This is a genomic window from Aliiglaciecola lipolytica E3 (assembly GCF_000314975.1).
In the GTDB taxonomy this organism is placed as follows: Bacteria; Pseudomonadota; Gammaproteobacteria; order Enterobacterales; family Alteromonadaceae; genus Aliiglaciecola; species Aliiglaciecola lipolytica.
On sequence record NZ_BAEN01000041.1, the window covers coordinates 231,955 to 250,357 of the forward strand.

The window sequence follows — 18,403 nt, forward strand, 5'->3', positions numbered from 1 at the left end:
TTTAGATTCACCAATGGAGAGAAAATGCGTGCGCTAATTAAAGCTGCTTTATTAATCGGCCTGAGTTTTCCATTGACAAACGTGTTTGCGATGCCGTCAGTTGCCGATGCAGAAACACAAACACAAGTAGATCAATTTGTTTCAATGATGGTTGAGAAACACCAATTTGATCCCGATTTCATTCAACAAACCTTGGATTCTGCAAATAAAAATCAAACGATTCTTGATGCTATAGCCAAACCTTGGGAAGCGAAACCTTGGCATCAATATTATCCAATATTTCTTACCGATAAGCGTCTAGCTAAAGGTGTGAAGTTTTGGCAAGAACACAAAGTTACCTTACAACGAGCAGAGAAGGAAACTGGGGTTCCCGCGCAAATTATCGTTGCGATTATTGGTGTAGAGACATTTTATGGCACTTACAAAGGTAAATACCCGGTACTCGACGCTTTATACACTTTAGGTTTTCATTACCCTCCCCGCGCCAAATTTTTCAAAAGTGAATTAGCTGAGTATTTTCTATTGACCCGTGAAGAAGGCTTCCCGATGACAGAAGTTAAAGGGTCTTATGCTGGCGCAATGGGTTGGGGGCAATTTATTTCTTCTAGTTACCGACACTATGCAATAGATTTTGATGGCGATGGTGTGCGTGACTTACTCAACAATCCAGTAGATGCCATAGGAAGCGTTGCAAATTATTTTAAACGTCATGGCTGGATACCCAATGAACCCATAGCTTTTAAAGCCAAGGTTATCAATCAAGATGCAAAAGTAGATGACCTGATAAGTAAAAGTTTAAAGTATCAGCACACGTGGCAAGAGCTGGCGGATGCAGGTATCGAAATTGAAAAAAATATAACAATTCAGCCTAATCAAAGCGTGAAACTTTTATCTTTTGAACAAGCCGAATTCACCGAATATTGGGTAGGACTACCCAATTTTTACACCATCACGCGATACAATCACAGTCCTCTTTATGCCATGGCAGTTTTTCAATTTAGTCAGCAACTTCAGCAGGCAATGGAAACGCAATGAAATTAATACTAACTATAAGTTTGTGTATCGTACTTAGTGCTTGTAGCAACACTGGACGATATTCACAACACTCAGATTCTAAACCTCAAATAATAAGCCGCGACATTGATTTTCGTGACGTAAAGCCTGCGTATGAACCCTACTTACCTGCGTCAATGCGCCCCTACACTGTTTTAGGTAAATACTATACGCCATTAAAAACAGGTAAAGGCTATGTAAAACAAGGGATAGCTTCTTGGTATGGTCAGAAGTTTCACGGCCATCTCACCGCAAACGGAGAGGTGTATAACATGTTTGCCATGAGCGCGGCACATAAGACCCTTCCTCTGCCATCTATAGTCAAAGTGACAAACACTGAAAATGGCAAAATTGCGGTTGTCAGAGTAAATGACAGAGGTCCTTTTCATCACAATCGCATCATTGACTTATCATATGCAGCAGCCATGAAAATTGGCGTATTAGACACGGGAACAGCAAAAGTTAAAGTAGAAGTCATGCATGTGGATCACAATGGCGTGTTAACCGTTGGCAACAATCCTCAAGCAACAACCACCGAAGTTGCTACCGCAAATCTTGAGAAACAGGTATTCATTCAAGTCGCTGCACTTCAGGATCAAGCTAAAGTACTGGCATTGGCGAAAGGATTGCAAAACCAGTATCAGGTTTCTGTGAATACGCCCAGTGAAAATGGCATTTATCGATTACATCTAGGCCCATTAACAGATGAATTCCACGCGGATCAACTTTTACAACAGCTAAAACTCGACGGATATAGCAGTGCATTTCGGGTATATAGTGAAATTACGATGACGCCCTAAGAAAACAGTTTCTTAACTAGTTAGGAGATTAAACTTTTTGCACCTAATAGCGGTCATAACTAGATAGTTAATCCAGTGCATGACAACAAAACACAGATTTTGCCAAATCGGTCATCTAGCATAAAATCTATTCGGTTGATCGCACAAGCCGATTTTTTTCACGAAACTGTTCGGCAGAAATGATATATTAGCCGGCGCTTTCGATTCGCTTTTTAAAGTTTAATAATAATGGTAGGTCAATGAACAATTTTAAGTCTATTCTTTTGGGTTTGTTTTGCACACTCAGCACAACCTTTTTTTCTGTTGGTGCATTCTCAGCAGTGGTTATCCCACCTCCTCCGACTGTAGCAGCAAAAGGTTTTTTGTTGATGGATCATAATACAGGCCATGTTATTGCCGAGCTAAACGCTGATATTCAATTAGCACCAGCAAGCTTAACTAAAATGATGACAAGTTATGTTATTGGCAACGAATTGAAACTCGGCAACATTTCAGAATCAGATATGGTTACGATTTCAGAAAATGCCTGGGCTAAAAATTTTCCAGATTCATCAAAAATGTTTATCGAAGTTGGCAAGCAAGTATCAGTTCATGATTTAAATCGAGGCATTATAATTCAATCAGGAAACGACGCATGCGTGGCGATGGCAGAACACATCGCGGGAACAGAAGGCGCATTCGTTAGCTTGATGAATGCCCATGCGGAAAAACTTGGAATGACATCAACTCATTTTGTAAATAGCCATGGATTGCACGATGCTGATCATTACACTTCTCCACGTGATATGGCTATTTTAGCTAGCGCACTAATTAATGACGTTCCTGAAGAATATGCTTTGTATCGAGAAAAAGAATTTTCATACAACGACATTAAACAATATAACCGTAATAGTTTGCTGTGGGATAAAAGCCTAAACGTAGACGGCATAAAAACCGGTCATACGTCTGATGCGGGATATAGTTTGGTGACGTCAGCAACCCAAGGAGATATGCGACTTGTTGCTGTAGTAATGGGGGCTGACAGTGAGCGTGCACGTAAAAATGAAAATAAAAAGCTATTAAAATATGGATTCCGTTTCTTCGAAACCGTTACCCCTTACAAAGCTGGAGATAGTTTCGTCTCTCATCGTATTTATATGGGTGATAAAGAAACAGTAGACTTGGGAATTAACCAAGACACCCCCATAACGATACCCAGAGGTCAGGTCAAAAATTTAAAAGCCAATTTCGAATTGGAAAAAAGCTTAGAAGCACCGATTGCTAAAGGTGAAGTGGTAGGCAAACTATTCTTGCAACTTGAAGGTGAAGACGTTGCAGAATATCCATTGGTAACGCTACATGAAGTGCAAGAAGGCGGATTTTTTGATCGGGCTTATGACTATATAAAATTGCAACTTGGATTTGACGATTAAGCGTTAAGCCTATTCAAATCCCCGAATAAGTTAAGAGTAAAAAGTGGATACTAAATTCGATCAACTACTGGATTTTCCTTGTTTCCAAACATTTAAAATTATGGGAGTTGCTCATGAGCAACTTCCTATTGATGTAATAACCTGTTTACAAGAACATGCACCGGGTGATTACAGTCCAAAGATTAAACCCAGTTCAAAAGGCACTTATCATTCACTTTCTATAAGTGTAAAAGTTACCAGTAAAGAGCATATGGAAACAATCTATACTGAACTATCTAGCCTAGAGCTCGTTAGAGTTGTGCTTTAGTGACATTCAGGCAGTATTAATTGAGTCATACATCATTAATAGTTCGTCAACTGGGCGAACGTAGTTACCAACCTGTTTGGCAAGCCATGCAAGACTTTACCGATTCTCGTTCTGCAAATACTGCAGATGAAATTTGGTTAGTAGAGCATTTACCTGTATTTACCCAAGGTCAAGCAGGGAAAGAAGAGCACATCTTAGCTGCGGGCGAAATTCCACTGGTGAAAGTTGATCGCGGAGGCCAAGTCACCTATCACGGTCCTGGGCAACAAACCATGTACGTTTTATTGGATATAAAACGTCGTAAATTAGGCGTGCGTCATTTAGTGACTGCCCTTGAAAGTTGCGTGGTTAATACCTTACGCGACTACAATATAGACGCTTATCCTAAGGCCGATGCGCCAGGCGTCTATGTAGACGATAAAAAAATCTGTTCGGTTGGCTTAAGAATTCGTAAAGGTTGTTCGTTTCACGGTTTAGCATTAAACGTAAATATGGACTTAAGCCCGTTTAATCGAATTAATCCTTGTGGCTATGCTGGCCTTGAAATGTTAAATTGCACAACGATAGGCGGTCCGCAAACAGTTGTAGAAGCGGGTGTGAAATTGGTCGATCACTTTTGTAGTTTATTAAATATTGAGCATAAAGAATTTAAAGAAGGTTTTGATGAGTAACGCACGACCACAAGCTGGAGTAAAACTCCGCGACGATGAGAAAGTAAAACACATTCCCATTACCATTGTTCCCACTGAAAAAGAACAGATGTTGCGTAAACCTGAGTGGATCAAAATAAAACTTCCGCGCACCACAGATAAGATAGATCACATTAAACAAACGCTACGCAAAAATAATTTATATTCTGTATGTGAAGAAGCAAGTTGCCCTAACCTAGCTGAGTGCTTTAATCACGGAACGGCAACATTTATGATTTTGGGCGACATTTGCACTCGACGCTGTCCATTTTGTGACGTAGCCCATGGTAAACCTCTCCCTCCAAGTGCAGAAGAACCGATTAAATTAGCCAAAACGATTGCCGAGATGGGGTTGAAATACGTGGTTATCACCTCTGTTGACCGTGATGACTTACGTGATGGCGGAGCTCAGCATTTTGTGGATTGTATTAACGCCATTAGAGAGCATAGTCCGAGCACCAAGATTGAAGTATTAGTACCAGACTTTCGTGGTCGTATGGATCGTGCGTTAGAAATATTCAAACAAGGTGTTCCGGATGTTTTCAACCATAACTTGGAAACCATTCCTCGTCTTTATCGGGAATGCCGTCCCGGCGCTAACTACCAATGGTCATTGGACTTGTTGAAAAAATTCAAACAGCAACATCCAGATATCCCGACTAAGTCTGGACTGATGATGGGTATGGGTGAGGACAAGCAGGAAATCAGCGTAGTATTAGATGATTTGCGTGCACACAATGTCGATATGTTAACTTTAGGTCAATACTTACAACCGAGTAAGCATCATTACCCTTTAAAGCGTTATGTACATCCTACCGAGTTTGACGAATTAGGCGAATATGCCCATAGCATTGGTTTTACCCATGCCGCTTGTGGCCCCATGGTACGTTCAAGTTACCATGCAGACAAACAGGCAGCGGGTGTTGAAGTAAAATAAAAAAAAGAGTCGGCATTGCCGACTCTTTTAGTATTTACTCAAATAATTAACTTTTTTGTTTTTCAATCCAACGATCAATCTTAGCTTCTAAAATTGGCATTGGTAACGCTCCATCAATTAGCACTTCAGTATGGAACTTACGTATATCAAAGTCATCACCTAGCGCTTTTGCAGCTTTATTTCTTAACATGCGAATATGACGCTGGCCAATTTTATATGCTAGTGCCTGACCGCCGATAGAAATATAACGCTCTACTTCAGCAACAACGTCACTTTCGGCCATCGAAGAGTTTTCTAGCATATAAGCTATCGCTTGTTCACGACTCCAACCAAAAGCATGTAACCCCGTGTCCACAACTAATCGCATGGCTCTTAATTGTTCATCACTTAAGCGACCGTACCACATGTAAGGGTCAGTAAAGAGCCCTAATTCTTTACCTAAGCTCTCGGCGTACAGCGCCCACCCTTCAGAAAACACTGTGTAGCCGCCAAATTTACGGAATTTAGGCAAAGACTCCACCTCCTGTTGAATGGCAATTTGAAAGTGGTGACCCGGTGCTGCCTCATGAATACTCAAGGTTTCGAGTGAAAATTTAGGCTGACCTTTCAGATCGCGCGTATTGATATAGAAGATCCCAGGTCTTGAACCATCCGGAGAAGGCGGCATATAACTCGCACCAGCTTCAGATTCTTCTCTAAACGCTTCTACAGGTTTTACCACATAATCAGCTTTAGGAAATACTTCAAACAGTTTAGGTAAACGTGCATTAATCTTTTCTTTGACTTCTGTGTAACCATCAATAATGTCTTGCTTTGAATCGAAGTAGAATTGATCGTCAGTACGCAAAAATTCAAAGAATGCAGCTAAATCTCCTTCAAAGCCAACCGTTTCTTTAACGGTATGCATTTCTGAAAGAATACGCGCCACTTCTTGTTTACCGTATTGATGAATCTCTTCTGCGGTTAATGGTAAGGTTGTATTGGTTTCAATACGATATTCATACCACTTTTTACCGTTCGGCAAAGCTGACAAACCCACGGTATCTCTGGCATTGTCTAAGTACTCACCTTTAACAAAATTAGACACTTTTTCGTAAGCAGGAATTATCACCTGTTTTATCACAGCAATATATTCGCTTTTTATTTTAGCTTTTTCTGTCTCGCTAATATTGTCGTTATTTTCTAAAGCAGCTACTGGCCCGTAAAATACACTTTCTGTAACATCGTCAACTACGTGTACGCTAAGTTGTGGAATTAGCTTCTCGACTATGGGTTTAGGATGAACGACTCCTCTTTTTATACCCTCTTGCATGATAGTGATAACACTGTCCATATAAGCGGAAAATCCAACCGAACGTTTCATAAAGTTTCGATAGTCTTGAGCGGTGTTAAATGGTTGTGCGCTGCTACCTGAGCCTAACATTGGAAAATAACTGTGCATACCACCAAATTGACTGATTGGCATTAAATGTTCTGGCAGTTCAAACCCTCGAATATTGACGTCGAGATCACGTTTAAACACTTCGTAACTTAGTAGATCCTGCCCACTTAATTTACTTGGGTCGATTTTATTAACCGCAGCCAAATATTTTTTTTCAAACGCCAAACGTTTTGCAAATGCAGCTTCAGTGATAGGCTCATCGAACTGATCGTTGTACTTAGTTTCCCCTAAAAACGTTGAGTAGACCGGATTCATCGCCATACTTTCATTAAAATAATTTTCAGTAAGATCTTGAATCTTAGCTGCTTCGGCTTGTTGAGCCATATTTTCAGCAGCAATTTGGCTAGCACCTTGGTTTTCAGTTGATGTTCCAGCGCATCCTGCAAGTGCAATGCTTACCGACATGGCAATCAATGCATGCTTGATACCGCTCGTTTTTTTAGCCTGTTTCATGGTTATTATTTCCTGTAGTAGTCACTTTTGTTAGTGCTTATTATTGCGCTCAAGAGCATACCAAAGCACATTGCATTGCGCTGCTTAAAAACAAATTCTGTAACATTTTAAAAAGGCGTAATTTCGTAAAGTTAATCTGACGTAATTAAGTGTAATTTTGTTTGACGTCCATCCATATAAGTCACACCACTTTCATCAAAATAGGCATTTTCCTCTAACATAATACGGATTTCTTTTTTCCATTCCGGTATGAATGAAGCTGCATTTAATTCGATTGAATAAACCGTATTATAATGCAGTGGATGATCGCCCTGCACTGCTACTCCGCCCTGCGAATCCCACATACCTATGGTAGTGCCAGCTGCGTGACCATGGTAGCCCAGAGGGTGGGTATAAATTGTTGGTTTTATGCCTGCCTTAATAGCCTCTTCTCGAGACATTTTTAACACTTGATTCCCTGTTCGCCCCAAAACAAAATTATCGGTTAAAATATCCTGCAGTTGATTGGCTTTTTTAAACGCCTCTTTTATATATTCAGGCGCATCCGTTTCCCCTTTTTTCAAAACGTAAGCATGTTGCTGCTGATCAGAGTGTAAACGCAAATAAACCAACCCGAAGTCCACATGCAACAAGTCACCGGGTTGAATAATTTGAGAACCTTTATTTCCGGAAAACGCCTCGGTTGGATTAAACTTTTCAGTACTAGAACGTTGTAATGAGACGCTAGGATGAAACCAGTTTGTCAGTTTCATTTCTCTGCTTTTTTCACGTAACCACCAAACTACATCATCTGTGCTAGTTTTACCCGGCGTGATAACTTGGTTTGAAAAAGCCTGAGCTATTAGTTTACGTCCAATTTGTATTAACTCTGGATAGACAGCCATTTCTTGTTCACTGCGGGTTTCAAGCCAAGCGACGGCAAGTTTTTCAGACGACACAACTTTACTTTTTAATTCTGTTGGTAATGCTGCATGTAACTCTTCGAACTCGGTAGCGCTCATGCCATCTGCCAATGCGAAATGAGTAGATTTATTTAAGCCAATTTTGTTGGGATTTTTTTGTTTAATAATCTCAACTAGGCGCTCCCATTGGTTAGGCTGCTTTTCTTTGTCCCAACCTTTCTTAAACAGACTATCTACCGCATAACGACTTACCGCTAAGCGTTCAATGGGCTTCCCCTCACCAGGGTTATACAAAACCAAAATAGTTCTTCGCCGGGCTGAAAGCCAAGTTGCAGGTAACATTGTTTTCAACACTGGATCTTCATTATATTCGCGTGAAATTAAGATCCACATATCAATCTCTTCACGTGCCATTAAATCAGGCAATATATTTTGCAATCTATCTTCTAAGATCTGATCTGTTAATTGCGCGCGATCACGCATACTTAAAATATCAGCGCTAACTGGACGGCTTAGTGTGCTGCAAATAACAAACAGCAAAAAAGTAATGACAATACGAGTGACGTTCAAAATAATTCCTTCAAAAAATTAAAATAAGGTGCATTTAACAAAGCGTACATCAAAAAATCCCATAAAAATAAAATAATTAGTCTGAAGCTAAAAGTAGAATCAGTATAGAATGTGCGAAATCTTGTGGTTAGAAAAGTAGATTATGATAGAAACGAAAAAACGTATTTATGTAGCTTATACTGGCGGAACTATTGGTATGCGCCCCTCTTCCCATGGTTATGTGCCAGTGTCCGGTTTTTTATCTGAAACCTTGGCGAATATGCCAGAGTTTCATCGACCTGAAATGCCAGATTTCACCATCCAAGAATATCAAAGTTTAATCGACTCTTCAGATATGAGCCCACATGACTGGCAAAGAATAGCAGATGATATCAGTGATAATTACGCTGCCTACGACGGTTTTATTATACTGCATGGAACCGACACCATGGCATATACTGCATCAGCCTTGTCGTTTATGTTAGAAGATTTAGACAAGCCAGTAATCGTTACCGGCTCACAAATTCCTTTAGCTGAATTACGTTCCGATGGCCAAGTTAATTTATTGAATGCATTATACATTGCGGCCAATTACCCAATTCCAGAAGTCTCTTTATATTTTAACAATCGATTATTTAGAGGAAACCGCAGCAGAAAAGTTGACGCAGACGGCTTTGATGCCTTTGGTTCCCCCAACTACCCTGAGCTGTTAAGAGCTGGGATCGATATTGAATTAATTGCCGGTAAACTTTCTACTGAAAGTCAAAAAGTGATGACTGTCAGCCCGGTAAACGCACAACCCATTGGCGTAGTCACATTATATCCAGGTATAAGTGCAGAGGTTATTAGAAATACTTTGCAGCAACCGGTAAAAGCATTGATTTTACTCAGCTATGGTGTTGGAAATGCTCCTCAAAATCCCGCTTTGTTGGCGCAACTAAAAGAAGCTGAACGAAATAATATTATTGTCTTAAATTGTACCCAGTGTTTTAGCGGAAAGGTCAATATGAGTGGCTACGCAAATGGGCACGTATTGCGTGAAGTTGGCGTGGTATCAGGCAACGACATGACCCCAGAGGCCGCATTGGCCAAATTACATTATTTATTGAGTAAAAACTTACCAATCGACGAAATAAAAAGACTACTGATTACAAATATGCGTGGTGAATTAAGTTAATTCACCACTTTATTCGCACTCAGTCAATAAAGTGAGATCTAACTCTTTGCTGCAAATCGGCATCTTTATCTTCAACTGAGCCATGCTGAATCCATTGCAATAATAATTCATTTTTATTCAGTTCTTCACCATGCTGCAATTTATCCGTCATAAGTTGCAATTGCAGGTTTTTACGCAGTTCCAAATCCCCTTTTGGGCTGTCTTTCGAATCTATAATATCGAGTAAAACCGCAATTTCTTGCCGACTATATTGAGGTGCAGAGTCACTTTGATAAGCTTGCTTCCATGCTTGAGGTAACTGCTCTAATAAATCGTTAGTTACTTCATTATCAGTTTCTGGCTCAAGCAGTGTGAATACGCAATCAAGTATTTTACGTTTTTCATCCGTCACTAAAGATTGTTTTTTAGAAAGCAGTTTATTTTCTAATTGCGTAACCTTTCTTTCTATTCGATTATGATTAGCTTCATCATTTGCTAATGTATTAGCAAAATCACGTAATTCTGAAGTAACCTGTTCGACATTTGCTAAACTTTCCACATTAAGTGCATCTTTTTGAATAACAGCAAATTGTTCTTCAAGTTCATCGGTTTTCTGCTGTAATGCTTGTTTATTGCTATTTTGAATCTCATTACGTTTAGCAAATAATTGATCATTAATATTTCTAAATTCATTCCACAACGCATTTTCATGTTTACGCCCTGCTTGACCAATGTCTTTCCATTGAATTTGCAACCTTTTTGCTTGGTCAATAGCTTCAAAAACATTTTCTGTTTCGAGCAATTTTTGCGCCTTTGAAATTAGCTCACGCTTAGCATCTGCGTTTTCTTGATTGAATTGCGAAATGCGCGATTTTAGTGGCTTAAGTCCTTCATCATACTGCTGATTGAGAGTGTCGAGTATTTTGTAATCTACTTTCCCAATTGTTTTCCAACGCTTTTGTAGTTGATTAACTTGATCAATTAATTGATTAATTGAATGCTCTTCTGTTTGTAAAGCTTTAAGTTGCTCAATCACTGCATACTTTTGTTGTGCATTTTCTTCACGTTGTGTTTCCATCTCAGCGAAGTGCAAACGACAAGGTTCAAATGCTTTTTCTATAACCAAATCAAACGCATGATTAAGTGCGATATCTGCTTCAGTTCCGGTATTACCTAAGCTATTCCATTCACTCCGCAAATGCTTTACTTCAGAAACTTGTTGATCGATAGGAAGTGGATTCAGAGCAATTATTTCAGCTTCTTTAAGGATTGCGGGTTTACGCGGTTGAGCGATATATTGTTGCCAATCTTTTAGATTTTCGACTTGCTCTTTTACTGACAAAAATTGTCGACTGATAAATTCCTGATTACGTTCTGGAAGTTGCGCGTACCAGATAATGACTTTTTCATAAAGCCCCATTGCTGCATGATATTTACCTTGGGAGATAAGACTATCAATGGTACGTAGTTTAGCCCTGCACCGACTTTCGTTTTGTTTAACTTCAGCCTTTAATTCTTTTAAACCTTGATTAAACGCCTTACGGCATTGTTGCCACTCGACTTCTAATTCTTTTGGCCACCCAGAACCATATGAGTCAGATAAAGACTTCCAGTGTTGCGTTTGCTCGTTCAGATATTCTTGAGAAGCACTTATTTGACTTACATCAGTTGGTGGCTTTAAACGCTTAAATTGCGCAATAAACTCTTTTCCTAAACCAACCGCTTTTTTAAACTCAGGAAGACGTTCCAACGTCGAACGACACTGAATGATCTGTTTAGAAATTGCATAAGACATTGTGTGCAATGACTTTTCTTGTTCTGGAAGTTGCTGCTTTATTTCAGCTAAACTATGCTGACATGTTTGCAAGGCATGCTCATAATCTTCTACTGCTCCTAATGTTACTTTTTCAACATCTTGAGATAGCTCCTGATTAGCTGAAGAGACAATTGACATGACTTGAGAAGCCAACCCATCGAGTTGCGCCTTGAAAGTGTTAAATTGTTCAGCAGCATGGAAGCTCGGCGCTAATTGCTCAATTAGTCCATTCACTTTCGAATAGATTTCATCAAAACGTTCATTCAATTGAGTCCGTAAATCAGCTTTCAAACAACCGAATTCTTTTTGCAACAGATTGAAATTTTCAGCAAATGCTGACAGCTGTTGTTTTATGGTTGCGTAATCTTGTTTATCTTTTAGTGCCAGCATTTGTGATAATACTAGCTTGGCATCTTTTTCAATTTCGATTGGTTTTAGTTTCGCTTCCTCTATCTCTGTCAACATTTTAGCAATAGTGGCTTTGATACTTTCAAATGGAGTGCGCTTTAATGCTTTATTAAGAGTTGCTTCGTCCTTAATTAGCGGTAGCAGATTGAACTGTACTTTTTCATTTTGTGCGTTGAGAAACAGCTGTTTGGTGACATGAGGCTTATTTAGTTTTTGTAATACCCCCATTAGCAATCCACTATCGTCATTTTGCAACGAAGGCAATTGCAGCAACTTTTCTAAAAGCGCATTACTCTTGCATTCAGCAATGAAAGTATGTCTTTCTCGATCACTAATTTTTAATGTACCTTGTTCAAACAACGCATTTTCTACTGTTGTTTGTGCACGTTTTTTAACCCTTTCCGATTTAGCGGTTTCAGCCATTTTGCACCAAAGCGCAAAACTATTTAAACGCGTAAGGGCGGCAAGATTAACGTTCGGATCTTCATCATTGAACGCTAGTTCATGCAATTGCGACTTATGCTGGGTTTCTTCAGGCGTTAAGTTGGCGATAGCTTGGATTCTAACTTGAGGATTAGGATCCTGGTGTTTAGGTCGAAAAAAGTGTTTAAAAATCATCCTGTTTGAACCGTGCAATGCTGCTTTGTGAAGCAAACTGTTCTTTAAGTTGTTGACGGCTTTTATGATTTATTTCGCCATCTGCATTTAGTGTCATATGCTGATCAAGCTTTAAAACCTTAACTTGATACATCATCACCGCTTGCATGCTGCTCTCTCGTTGGCTTTCTGTCAAGGGTGAACCATCAAGCCACTTACCTGTTTCAACAGCTTGTCGTAGTTTTTCATATGTTTGGACGGTCATCGACGACACAAGTGCATCAATATTCACTAATCTGCTCGCTTTATAAATATTAATCTTATCCGATTTACGATATACCAAACGAATCCAGTTACCGAAACACCAATAGCAATCGTGTGTTGAAAATCACCTGGCTGCGCGCCCCCCCAATACATAAATCCAAATCCAGCGACAAACATCAACATCGCTAACATTGACTGATTTTGAATGCTATGTTGCTTTTTAAATTTATTTAAACTTTTTTTGCGTAAAAGATCTTCAGCGGTTGCATCCCCAATGGCAAAGCCACAATGGGAACAGGTTGTTGCTTTATCTGAAATAGTCTTGTTACACGAAGGGCAATCTGTCAGTGCCATATTTAAACTCCAAATACAAAATCGTTGACGGCCTGTATTGACCGTCAACGATGCACAAATCAGCTAACAATATAGGTTAGAAATCTAAGATTTGTTTTCTTTATTAAATCGTACCCAATAATCTTTTACTGAGCTTTTCATTTCTTTACTCAGCATTAAAATACCAAATAAGTTAGGTAAGGTCATCACCACAATAGCAACACTTGCTAATGTCCAAACAAGCTCAGTGTCGGAAAATGATGCCCATACAAAACCGGCAACATAGACCACACGATAAGGCATGATAGAACGAGCGCCAAGTAAATATGTCATCGCTCTGTCACCGTAATATGACCAGGCAATTGCGGTTGAAAAAGCAAATAACAACAAACCAATTGATACTATATATTGACCAAATTCGCCAAAATATCCTTTCGTGAAAGCTATCGTGGTCAAGCGGGCTGAATGGACCAAAGACTTACCGGTTAATACCAGATTATCTTTGATAAAGCCTCCATCTACTACTTTCAATGTTCCTGTATATAAATCTTCATCAGTACCAACAGTAAACACAACGTCTTCAGCTAATGAACGGGCATGAATAATTGTGAAACCACCGCTTACTGCTACGCCTGAAACCACTTGAATTTCACCATTGTATTTTTCAACACTAGAGCCATCAATATGATTTAAATAACGATACAGGTTATCTCTGTCTTGCTCGTCATTTTCAGCATAGTTGCCAGCCACTATTTCCAAGCTAGAGCGCTCGAAAACGTTAACGTGTTTTTCTTTCCAAACCCCTGAAGATAAAATGACTAACCCTGTAATAGTGCATATCAAAATGGTATCAATAAAAGGCTCTAATATTGACACCATACCTTCAGATACAGGTTCTTTTGTTTTAGCTGCGGCATGCGCAATAGGCGCTGACCCCTGCCCGGCTTCGTTCGAAAACAAACCACGGTTTACACCACGGTTAAATGCATAAGCAATAGATGCCCCTAAAAATCCGCCAGTAGCAGCAGAGCCTGTAAATAAATCAGAAAATATGGACACAAATGAAGGCACAATATTGCCTAAATTAGCGAAAATTACCGCAAGCGCGCCAATTAAGTAGATAACCGCCATAAAGGGAACAATTTTTGAGGTGACTGCAGCAATTCGATGAATACCACCTAAAATAACTAGCGCCAATAGGATCCCTAAAACGCTACCAACAATCCAAGGTTCGAATCCGAAGGTTTCTTCGATACTCGTTGCAATGCCGTTACTTTGCGGGAGGTTTCCTGTGCCGAATGAACTGATTACTGTAGCGATCGCAAAAGCTACCGCTAACCATTTCATATTCAATCGTTTATCCATGTAATACATGGGACCACCGGCCATAGTGCCGTCTTCTGTTTTATCCCGATATTTATGTGAAAGCGTGACCTCAACAAATTTTGTGGTCATACCGAAAAATGCTGTTGCCCACATCCAAAACAAGGCTGCTGGACCACCCAAAAAGATAGCAAACGCGACACCACTTATATTTCCCGTACCCACAGTACCAGATAGCGCAGTTGTTAATGCTCTAAAATGACTAGTATCGCCCGGCGAGTCTTCTGTATCGAATTTTCCAGTAACTACTTTCCATGCATGCTTAAAATAGCGAATTTGAGGAAATCCGAGAAAAATGGTAAAAAACAGACCCGTTCCCAGCAAGATGAAAGGGAACAGAGCATTGCCCCCCAAAAAACTATCTAATAGCTTTAAAAAATCATGAAAAGCTTCCAAGCGACACCCCTTTTTTTATTGTTATTTCGAGTTTATTTTAATGTTATGTTTTAATATCGCGCTAGCGCAAATCATCCACTACCGCATTAACGGCGACCAATAAATCTTCACCTAATTGTTTGCATCTCTGCGCTGACCAACCGTATGCGGGGTCTGGCAATAGCGCATTATCTTTAAATGGCATCTCAAGCGTGTAGGCTAAACAATCATATAACTGCCCAACAGCATTGGTTGCAACTGTCATATTACCTTTACCAGGCTCGTCCTTATCGTAACCAAATTCATCTTGAAACTCTGGTGAAACAGTTAAAAAAGCAGATTTGAATGCATCTTCTAAGCCTTTTATGCGCTCACTGTATCCAGGATTTCCTTCAGCACCAGCCACAAAATTATAAGGAATAGATTCGTCACCGTGGATATCTAAAAACAGATCAACGCCAGTTTGCTGCATTTTTTCCATGACTAAAAACACTTCTGGACTTTTATCCATGCTAGGGGCATTCCATTCCCTATTTAAATTTGTGCCAACCGCGTTGGTTCTCAAATGTCCACGAACTGAACCATCTGGATTCATATTGGGAACGACATAAATAACTGCTTTATCAAGCAATCTTCTGGCCACACCGTCGTCAGCATCGAAAAGTCGTATTAAAAGCCCTTCTATTAGCCATTCAGCCATAGATTCGCCGGGATGTTGGCGTCCAATAATCCATATTGTCTTTTTCCCTTCCTCGGCCTCCCCTATTTCTAGCACAGACATGTCGCGTCCATCCAATGTTTCACCCAAATGGTGCAACTGGCAACGGTCATTCACCTGTGCCGACGCTAACAAATCGAGATGTCTTTCGTAACTATAAGGCGTAAAGTAGGCAAAATATGTATGCTTATGTTCAGGCGTGAAGGACATGTTTAAATTGTCACCATCAAAAGTGCTATCGACTCTAAACCACTCTTGTCGGTCATAAGAGGCAACAGCTTGATAACCTTGCCACCCTTCAGGATAAGCTGACTTCGCTAAGTCACCTATCTTGATGTTATGTTCCACAAAAGGTGTAGAGTCCAATTTAAAATGGAACCATTGATAAAACTCAGACTGGTTATCTTTGTTAATTTGTAATTCTATTTGCTTTGGATTCTCTGCATTAACAACGACTATATTGCCAGAATCAAAATTGCTGCTTATTTTCACGACTAGACTCACTGAAATTTAAACCGAAATCAATTTACCATAGTCTGAATAAAAATGGGTGGCGCAGAACTATTAATTTAAATAAAAAAATTAAATTAGCTTATAAATAAAAATATTCTGAAGTGGACTGAAGAAATCGAAAAGGAGATAAACTTGTTGTTTAGCATCATTAGGGTCAACTATTAATGCAAAACAACAAGTATTTTAACGTTATCAATTACGCTGGAATTGTGGGATAAGTTAAACCAGCCATTGACTGTACGCAACGCATAACCTGACAACTATACCCAAACTCATTGTCGTACCAAACATATAACGTCGCTCTATTTCCAGCCACGATAGTTGCTTGAGAATCAACCACGGATGCGGCACGTGAACCGACTAAATCAGTTGACACAATTTCAATTGATGAAGTGAAATCTATCTGATGTTGAAGCGAAGAAAACAAAGAAAGATCACGCAAGAAGTTATTCATTTCTTCTTTGTCTGTGGCTGTCTCTAAATTCAAGTTTAGAATCGCCAGTGATACATTCGGAGTTGGAACCCGGATTGCATTTCCAGTCAACTTACCATCTAATTTAGGATAGGCTTTCGAAACCGCCTTAGCCGCCCCAGTTTCAGTAATCACCATATTCAATGCGGCACTACGCCCACGTCGTTCGGCTTTATGGAAATTATCAATTAGATTTTGGTCATTGGTAAAAGAGTGAACTGTTTCTACATGTCCATTTGTAATGCCATATTTTTCATCTAATGCTTTAAGCACAGGTGTAATAGCATTGGTAGTACAACTGGCAGCAGACAAAATCGTATCTTCGACTTTAATATCATCATGGTTTACACCGTACACAATATTTTTGACATCACCTTTGCCTGGTGCGGTTAAGATAGCTTTTTTGGTCCCTTTCGCCTTTAGGTGTAATCCAAGACCGTCTCGGTCACGCCAGATACCCGTATTATCAATCACGATAGCATCGTTAATACCGTATTTTGTGTAATCTACGCTGTCCGGTGAATCGGCGTAAATAACCTGAATAAATGAACCATTTGCTTTGATTGCATTACGTTCGTGATCGACGGTAATACTACCGTTAAATGGACCGTGTACAGAATCACGACGTAACAAACTTGCGCGTTTTTCCAAGTCGCCGTCTTTACCACCACGCACAACAATTGCTTTAAGACGGAGCTTATTGTTTTTACCTTGACGTTCAATCAGAAGTCGCGCTAATAAACGTCCAATTCGGCCAAAACCGTAAAGAACAACGTCTTGCACAGGATGATTATCTTGTTTATCAGCAATCTCAATTAATTGATCGTTCAAATAAGACTTTATATCTAAATCTTTGAACGCTTCATCGTGATGGAAAGCAAAAGCTAACTTACCTAAATCGATGTGAGCCGGTGCTAATTTAAGTTTGCTCATTTCCTCAAGAATTGGCCAACTTTCTCTTAGTCTTAGTTTCTCACCTGTGTGTCGTCTTACGGTGCGGTGAGCTTTAATGATATCAATCGCGCTTGCGCCTAACATTGGTCGCCCAAAAATCGAGATTTCTACGGCGCTATCACGGTATAGTTTACCCAACAATGGCTGCATTAACTCTGCGTATTCTTGACGCTCTTGCCAACTACCCATTAGCTCTTGTTCAAACTGCTGATTCATTCTTTACTACCCTAATATGTTTATAGCATCAAAAAACGCCGGGTATTCTATAGGCAGATTTAAATTTCACCAAACTGGTACAAACTTACAGTTTTCAGTAGTTTGAAGAGTACCAATTGATATTGAATGTAATTTTACCTCAAAACTTTCAATACAGTGGCAAAGCTAGTGGTAAGACTGAAAAAGAGCCGTGTATTCATGTAAAAATATTACACAAAATAATTTTATCAAAAGAGAATTAAAACGACTGAAGGCTATTTTTCAGCAGAAAACTTGATTGAAACAGAGTTTACACAATAGCGCTGGCCAGTGGGTGCCGGACCATCCGGAAAGACATGCCCTAGGTGAGCATCACAGTTCTTACAGACAATCTCTATGCGTTGCATTCCTAAAGAGTTATCTTCATGAAAAGCGACGTTATCGTGTTTTGTATGGGCTGAAAACGACGGCCAACCACAACCTGAATCGAATTTATCTTCCGAACTAAAAAGAATACTTCCACAACAAGTACACAGGTAATCTCCCGTTTTTTCGTTATGCAATAACTCTCCGCTAAAAGGCCTTTCAGTACCTTTTTCACGACAGACTCTATACTCTTCTTTGCTTAACTTCTCACGCCACTGACTATCACTAAGTTTCATCACGAACTCCTTTG

At 39.7% G+C, this 18,403-nt stretch carries 16 protein-coding genes; 7 read left to right on the forward strand and 9 right to left on the reverse strand.

Annotation, left to right across the window (positions count from 1 at the left end):
- Positions 1 to 24: 24 nt before the first annotated feature.
- The 6 genes from mltB (at position 25) to lipA (ending at position 5,198) form a co-directional block, all read left to right on the forward strand.
- Positions 25 to 1,035 carry a lytic murein transglycosylase B gene (gene mltB / locus GLIP_RS11155; RefSeq protein WP_008844741.1) on the forward strand — a complete coding sequence of 337 codons (1,011 nt, stop codon included), beginning with the start codon at positions 25 to 27 and terminating at the stop codon, positions 1,033 to 1,035.
- Positions 1,032 to 1,853: a septal ring lytic transglycosylase RlpA family protein gene (locus tag GLIP_RS11160; protein WP_008844742.1), complete on the forward strand. Its 822-nt coding sequence runs from the start codon at positions 1,032 to 1,034 to the stop codon at positions 1,851 to 1,853. Before mltB ends, GLIP_RS11160 begins: the two co-directional genes overlap by 4 nt.
- Positions 1,854 to 2,092: 239 nt before the next feature.
- Complete coding sequence (locus GLIP_RS11165) at positions 2,093 to 3,265, forward strand: serine hydrolase (RefSeq protein ID WP_008844743.1); 1,173 nt, start codon at positions 2,093 to 2,095, stop codon at positions 3,263 to 3,265.
- A 43-nt stretch (positions 3,266 to 3,308) separates the two neighbouring features.
- Positions 3,309 to 3,572, forward strand: a complete 264-nt coding sequence (ybeD, locus tag GLIP_RS11170; RefSeq protein WP_008844744.1) for a DUF493 family protein YbeD — start codon at positions 3,309 to 3,311, stop codon at positions 3,570 to 3,572.
- A gap of 20 nt (positions 3,573 to 3,592) precedes the next feature.
- Positions 3,593 to 4,243 carry a lipoyl(octanoyl) transferase LipB gene (gene lipB / locus GLIP_RS11175; protein ID WP_040522650.1) on the forward strand — a complete coding sequence of 217 codons (651 nt, stop codon included), beginning with the start codon at positions 3,593 to 3,595 and terminating at the stop codon, positions 4,241 to 4,243.
- Positions 4,236 to 5,198: a lipoyl synthase gene (gene lipA / locus GLIP_RS11180; protein ID WP_008844746.1), complete on the forward strand. Its 963-nt coding sequence runs from the start codon at positions 4,236 to 4,238 to the stop codon at positions 5,196 to 5,198. The genes lipB and lipA overlap by 8 nt, the downstream gene beginning before the upstream one ends.
- Before the next feature lie 46 nt (positions 5,199 to 5,244).
- Here lipA and GLIP_RS11185 read toward each other — a convergent pair whose 3' ends face one another.
- Both GLIP_RS11185 and GLIP_RS11190 read right to left on the reverse strand, forming a co-directional pair.
- Positions 5,245 to 7,092 carry a DUF885 domain-containing protein gene (locus GLIP_RS11185; RefSeq protein ID WP_008844747.1) on the reverse strand — a complete coding sequence of 616 codons (1,848 nt, stop codon included), beginning with the start codon at positions 7,090 to 7,092 and terminating at the stop codon, positions 5,245 to 5,247.
- 131 nt (positions 7,093 to 7,223) lie between these two features.
- Positions 7,224 to 8,564, reverse strand: a complete 1,341-nt coding sequence (locus GLIP_RS11190; protein WP_008844748.1) for a M24 family metallopeptidase — start codon at positions 8,562 to 8,564, stop codon at positions 7,224 to 7,226.
- Positions 8,565 to 8,706: 142 nt separating this feature from the next.
- Here GLIP_RS11190 and ansA point away from each other — a divergent pair, with 142 nt between their 5' ends.
- Positions 8,707 to 9,720: an asparaginase gene (ansA, locus tag GLIP_RS11195; RefSeq protein WP_008844749.1), complete on the forward strand. Its 1,014-nt coding sequence runs from the start codon at positions 8,707 to 8,709 to the stop codon at positions 9,718 to 9,720.
- A gap of 19 nt (positions 9,721 to 9,739) precedes the next feature.
- On the opposite strand, the gene GLIP_RS11200 is transcribed toward ansA, so the two are convergent.
- The 7 genes from GLIP_RS11200 to msrB all read right to left on the reverse strand — a co-directional run bounded on the left by GLIP_RS11200 (position 9,740) and on the right by msrB (position 18,389).
- Positions 9,740 to 12,541, reverse strand: coding sequence for a DUF349 domain-containing protein (locus GLIP_RS11200; protein ID WP_008844750.1), 2,802 nt, complete (start codon positions 12,539 to 12,541; stop codon positions 9,740 to 9,742).
- A complete protein-coding gene (locus tag GLIP_RS11205) occupies positions 12,531 to 12,812 on the reverse strand; it encodes a YeaC family protein (protein WP_008844751.1) in 282 nt (93 codons plus the stop codon). The genes GLIP_RS11200 and GLIP_RS11205 overlap by 11 nt, the downstream gene beginning before the upstream one ends.
- A complete protein-coding gene (locus tag GLIP_RS11210; RefSeq protein WP_008844752.1) occupies positions 12,812 to 13,138 on the reverse strand; it encodes a zinc-ribbon domain-containing protein in 327 nt (108 codons plus the stop codon). Before GLIP_RS11210 ends, GLIP_RS11205 begins: the two co-directional genes overlap by 1 nt.
- 84 nt (positions 13,139 to 13,222) lie before the next feature.
- A complete protein-coding gene (locus tag GLIP_RS11215) occupies positions 13,223 to 14,896 on the reverse strand; it encodes an alanine/glycine:cation symporter family protein (protein ID WP_008844753.1) in 1,674 nt (557 codons plus the stop codon).
- 61 nt (positions 14,897 to 14,957) lie between these two features.
- Positions 14,958 to 16,085, reverse strand: coding sequence for a M14 family metallopeptidase (locus GLIP_RS11220; RefSeq protein WP_008844754.1), 1,128 nt, complete (start codon positions 16,083 to 16,085; stop codon positions 14,958 to 14,960).
- Between the two features lie 217 nt (positions 16,086 to 16,302).
- Entirely contained in the window at positions 16,303 to 17,748 is a 1,446-nt protein-coding gene (locus GLIP_RS11225; protein ID WP_008844755.1) for a glyceraldehyde-3-phosphate dehydrogenase, read from the reverse strand.
- A 254-nt stretch (positions 17,749 to 18,002) separates the two neighbouring features.
- Positions 18,003 to 18,389 (reverse strand): peptide-methionine (R)-S-oxide reductase MsrB, encoded by a 387-nt coding sequence (gene msrB / locus GLIP_RS11230; protein ID WP_008844756.1) that lies wholly within the window; start codon positions 18,387 to 18,389, stop codon positions 18,003 to 18,005.
- Positions 18,390 to 18,403 lie beyond the last annotated feature (14 nt).

What these genes read in the sequence shown, in the direction of transcription:
- mltB (WP_008844741.1), top strand. Translation starts at nt 25, where the DNA reads ATGCGTGCGCTAATTAAAGCTGCTTTATTAATCGGCCTGAGTTTTCCA.
- GLIP_RS11160 (WP_008844742.1), top strand. Translation starts at nt 1,032, where the DNA reads ATGAAATTAATACTAACTATAAGTTTGTGTATCGTACTTAGTGCTTGT.
- GLIP_RS11165 (WP_008844743.1), top strand. Translation starts at nt 2,093, where the DNA reads ATGAACAATTTTAAGTCTATTCTTTTGGGTTTGTTTTGCACACTCAGC.
- lipA (WP_008844746.1), top strand. Translation starts at nt 4,236, where the DNA reads ATGAGTAACGCACGACCACAAGCTGGAGTAAAACTCCGCGACGATGAG.
- GLIP_RS11185 (WP_008844747.1), bottom strand. Translation starts at nt 7,092, where the DNA reads ATGAAACAGGCTAAAAAAACGAGCGGTATCAAGCATGCATTGATTGCC.
- ansA (WP_008844749.1), top strand. Translation starts at nt 8,707, where the DNA reads ATGATAGAAACGAAAAAACGTATTTATGTAGCTTATACTGGCGGAACT.
- GLIP_RS11200 (WP_008844750.1), bottom strand. Translation starts at nt 12,541, where the DNA reads ATGATTTTTAAACACTTTTTTCGACCTAAACACCAGGATCCTAATCCT.
- GLIP_RS11210 (WP_008844752.1), bottom strand. Translation starts at nt 13,138, where the DNA reads ATGGCACTGACAGATTGCCCTTCGTGTAACAAGACTATTTCAGATAAA.
- GLIP_RS11225 (WP_008844755.1), bottom strand. Translation starts at nt 17,748, where the DNA reads ATGAATCAGCAGTTTGAACAAGAGCTAATGGGTAGTTGGCAAGAGCGT.
- msrB (WP_008844756.1), bottom strand. Translation starts at nt 18,389, where the DNA reads ATGAAACTTAGTGATAGTCAGTGGCGTGAGAAGTTAAGCAAAGAAGAG.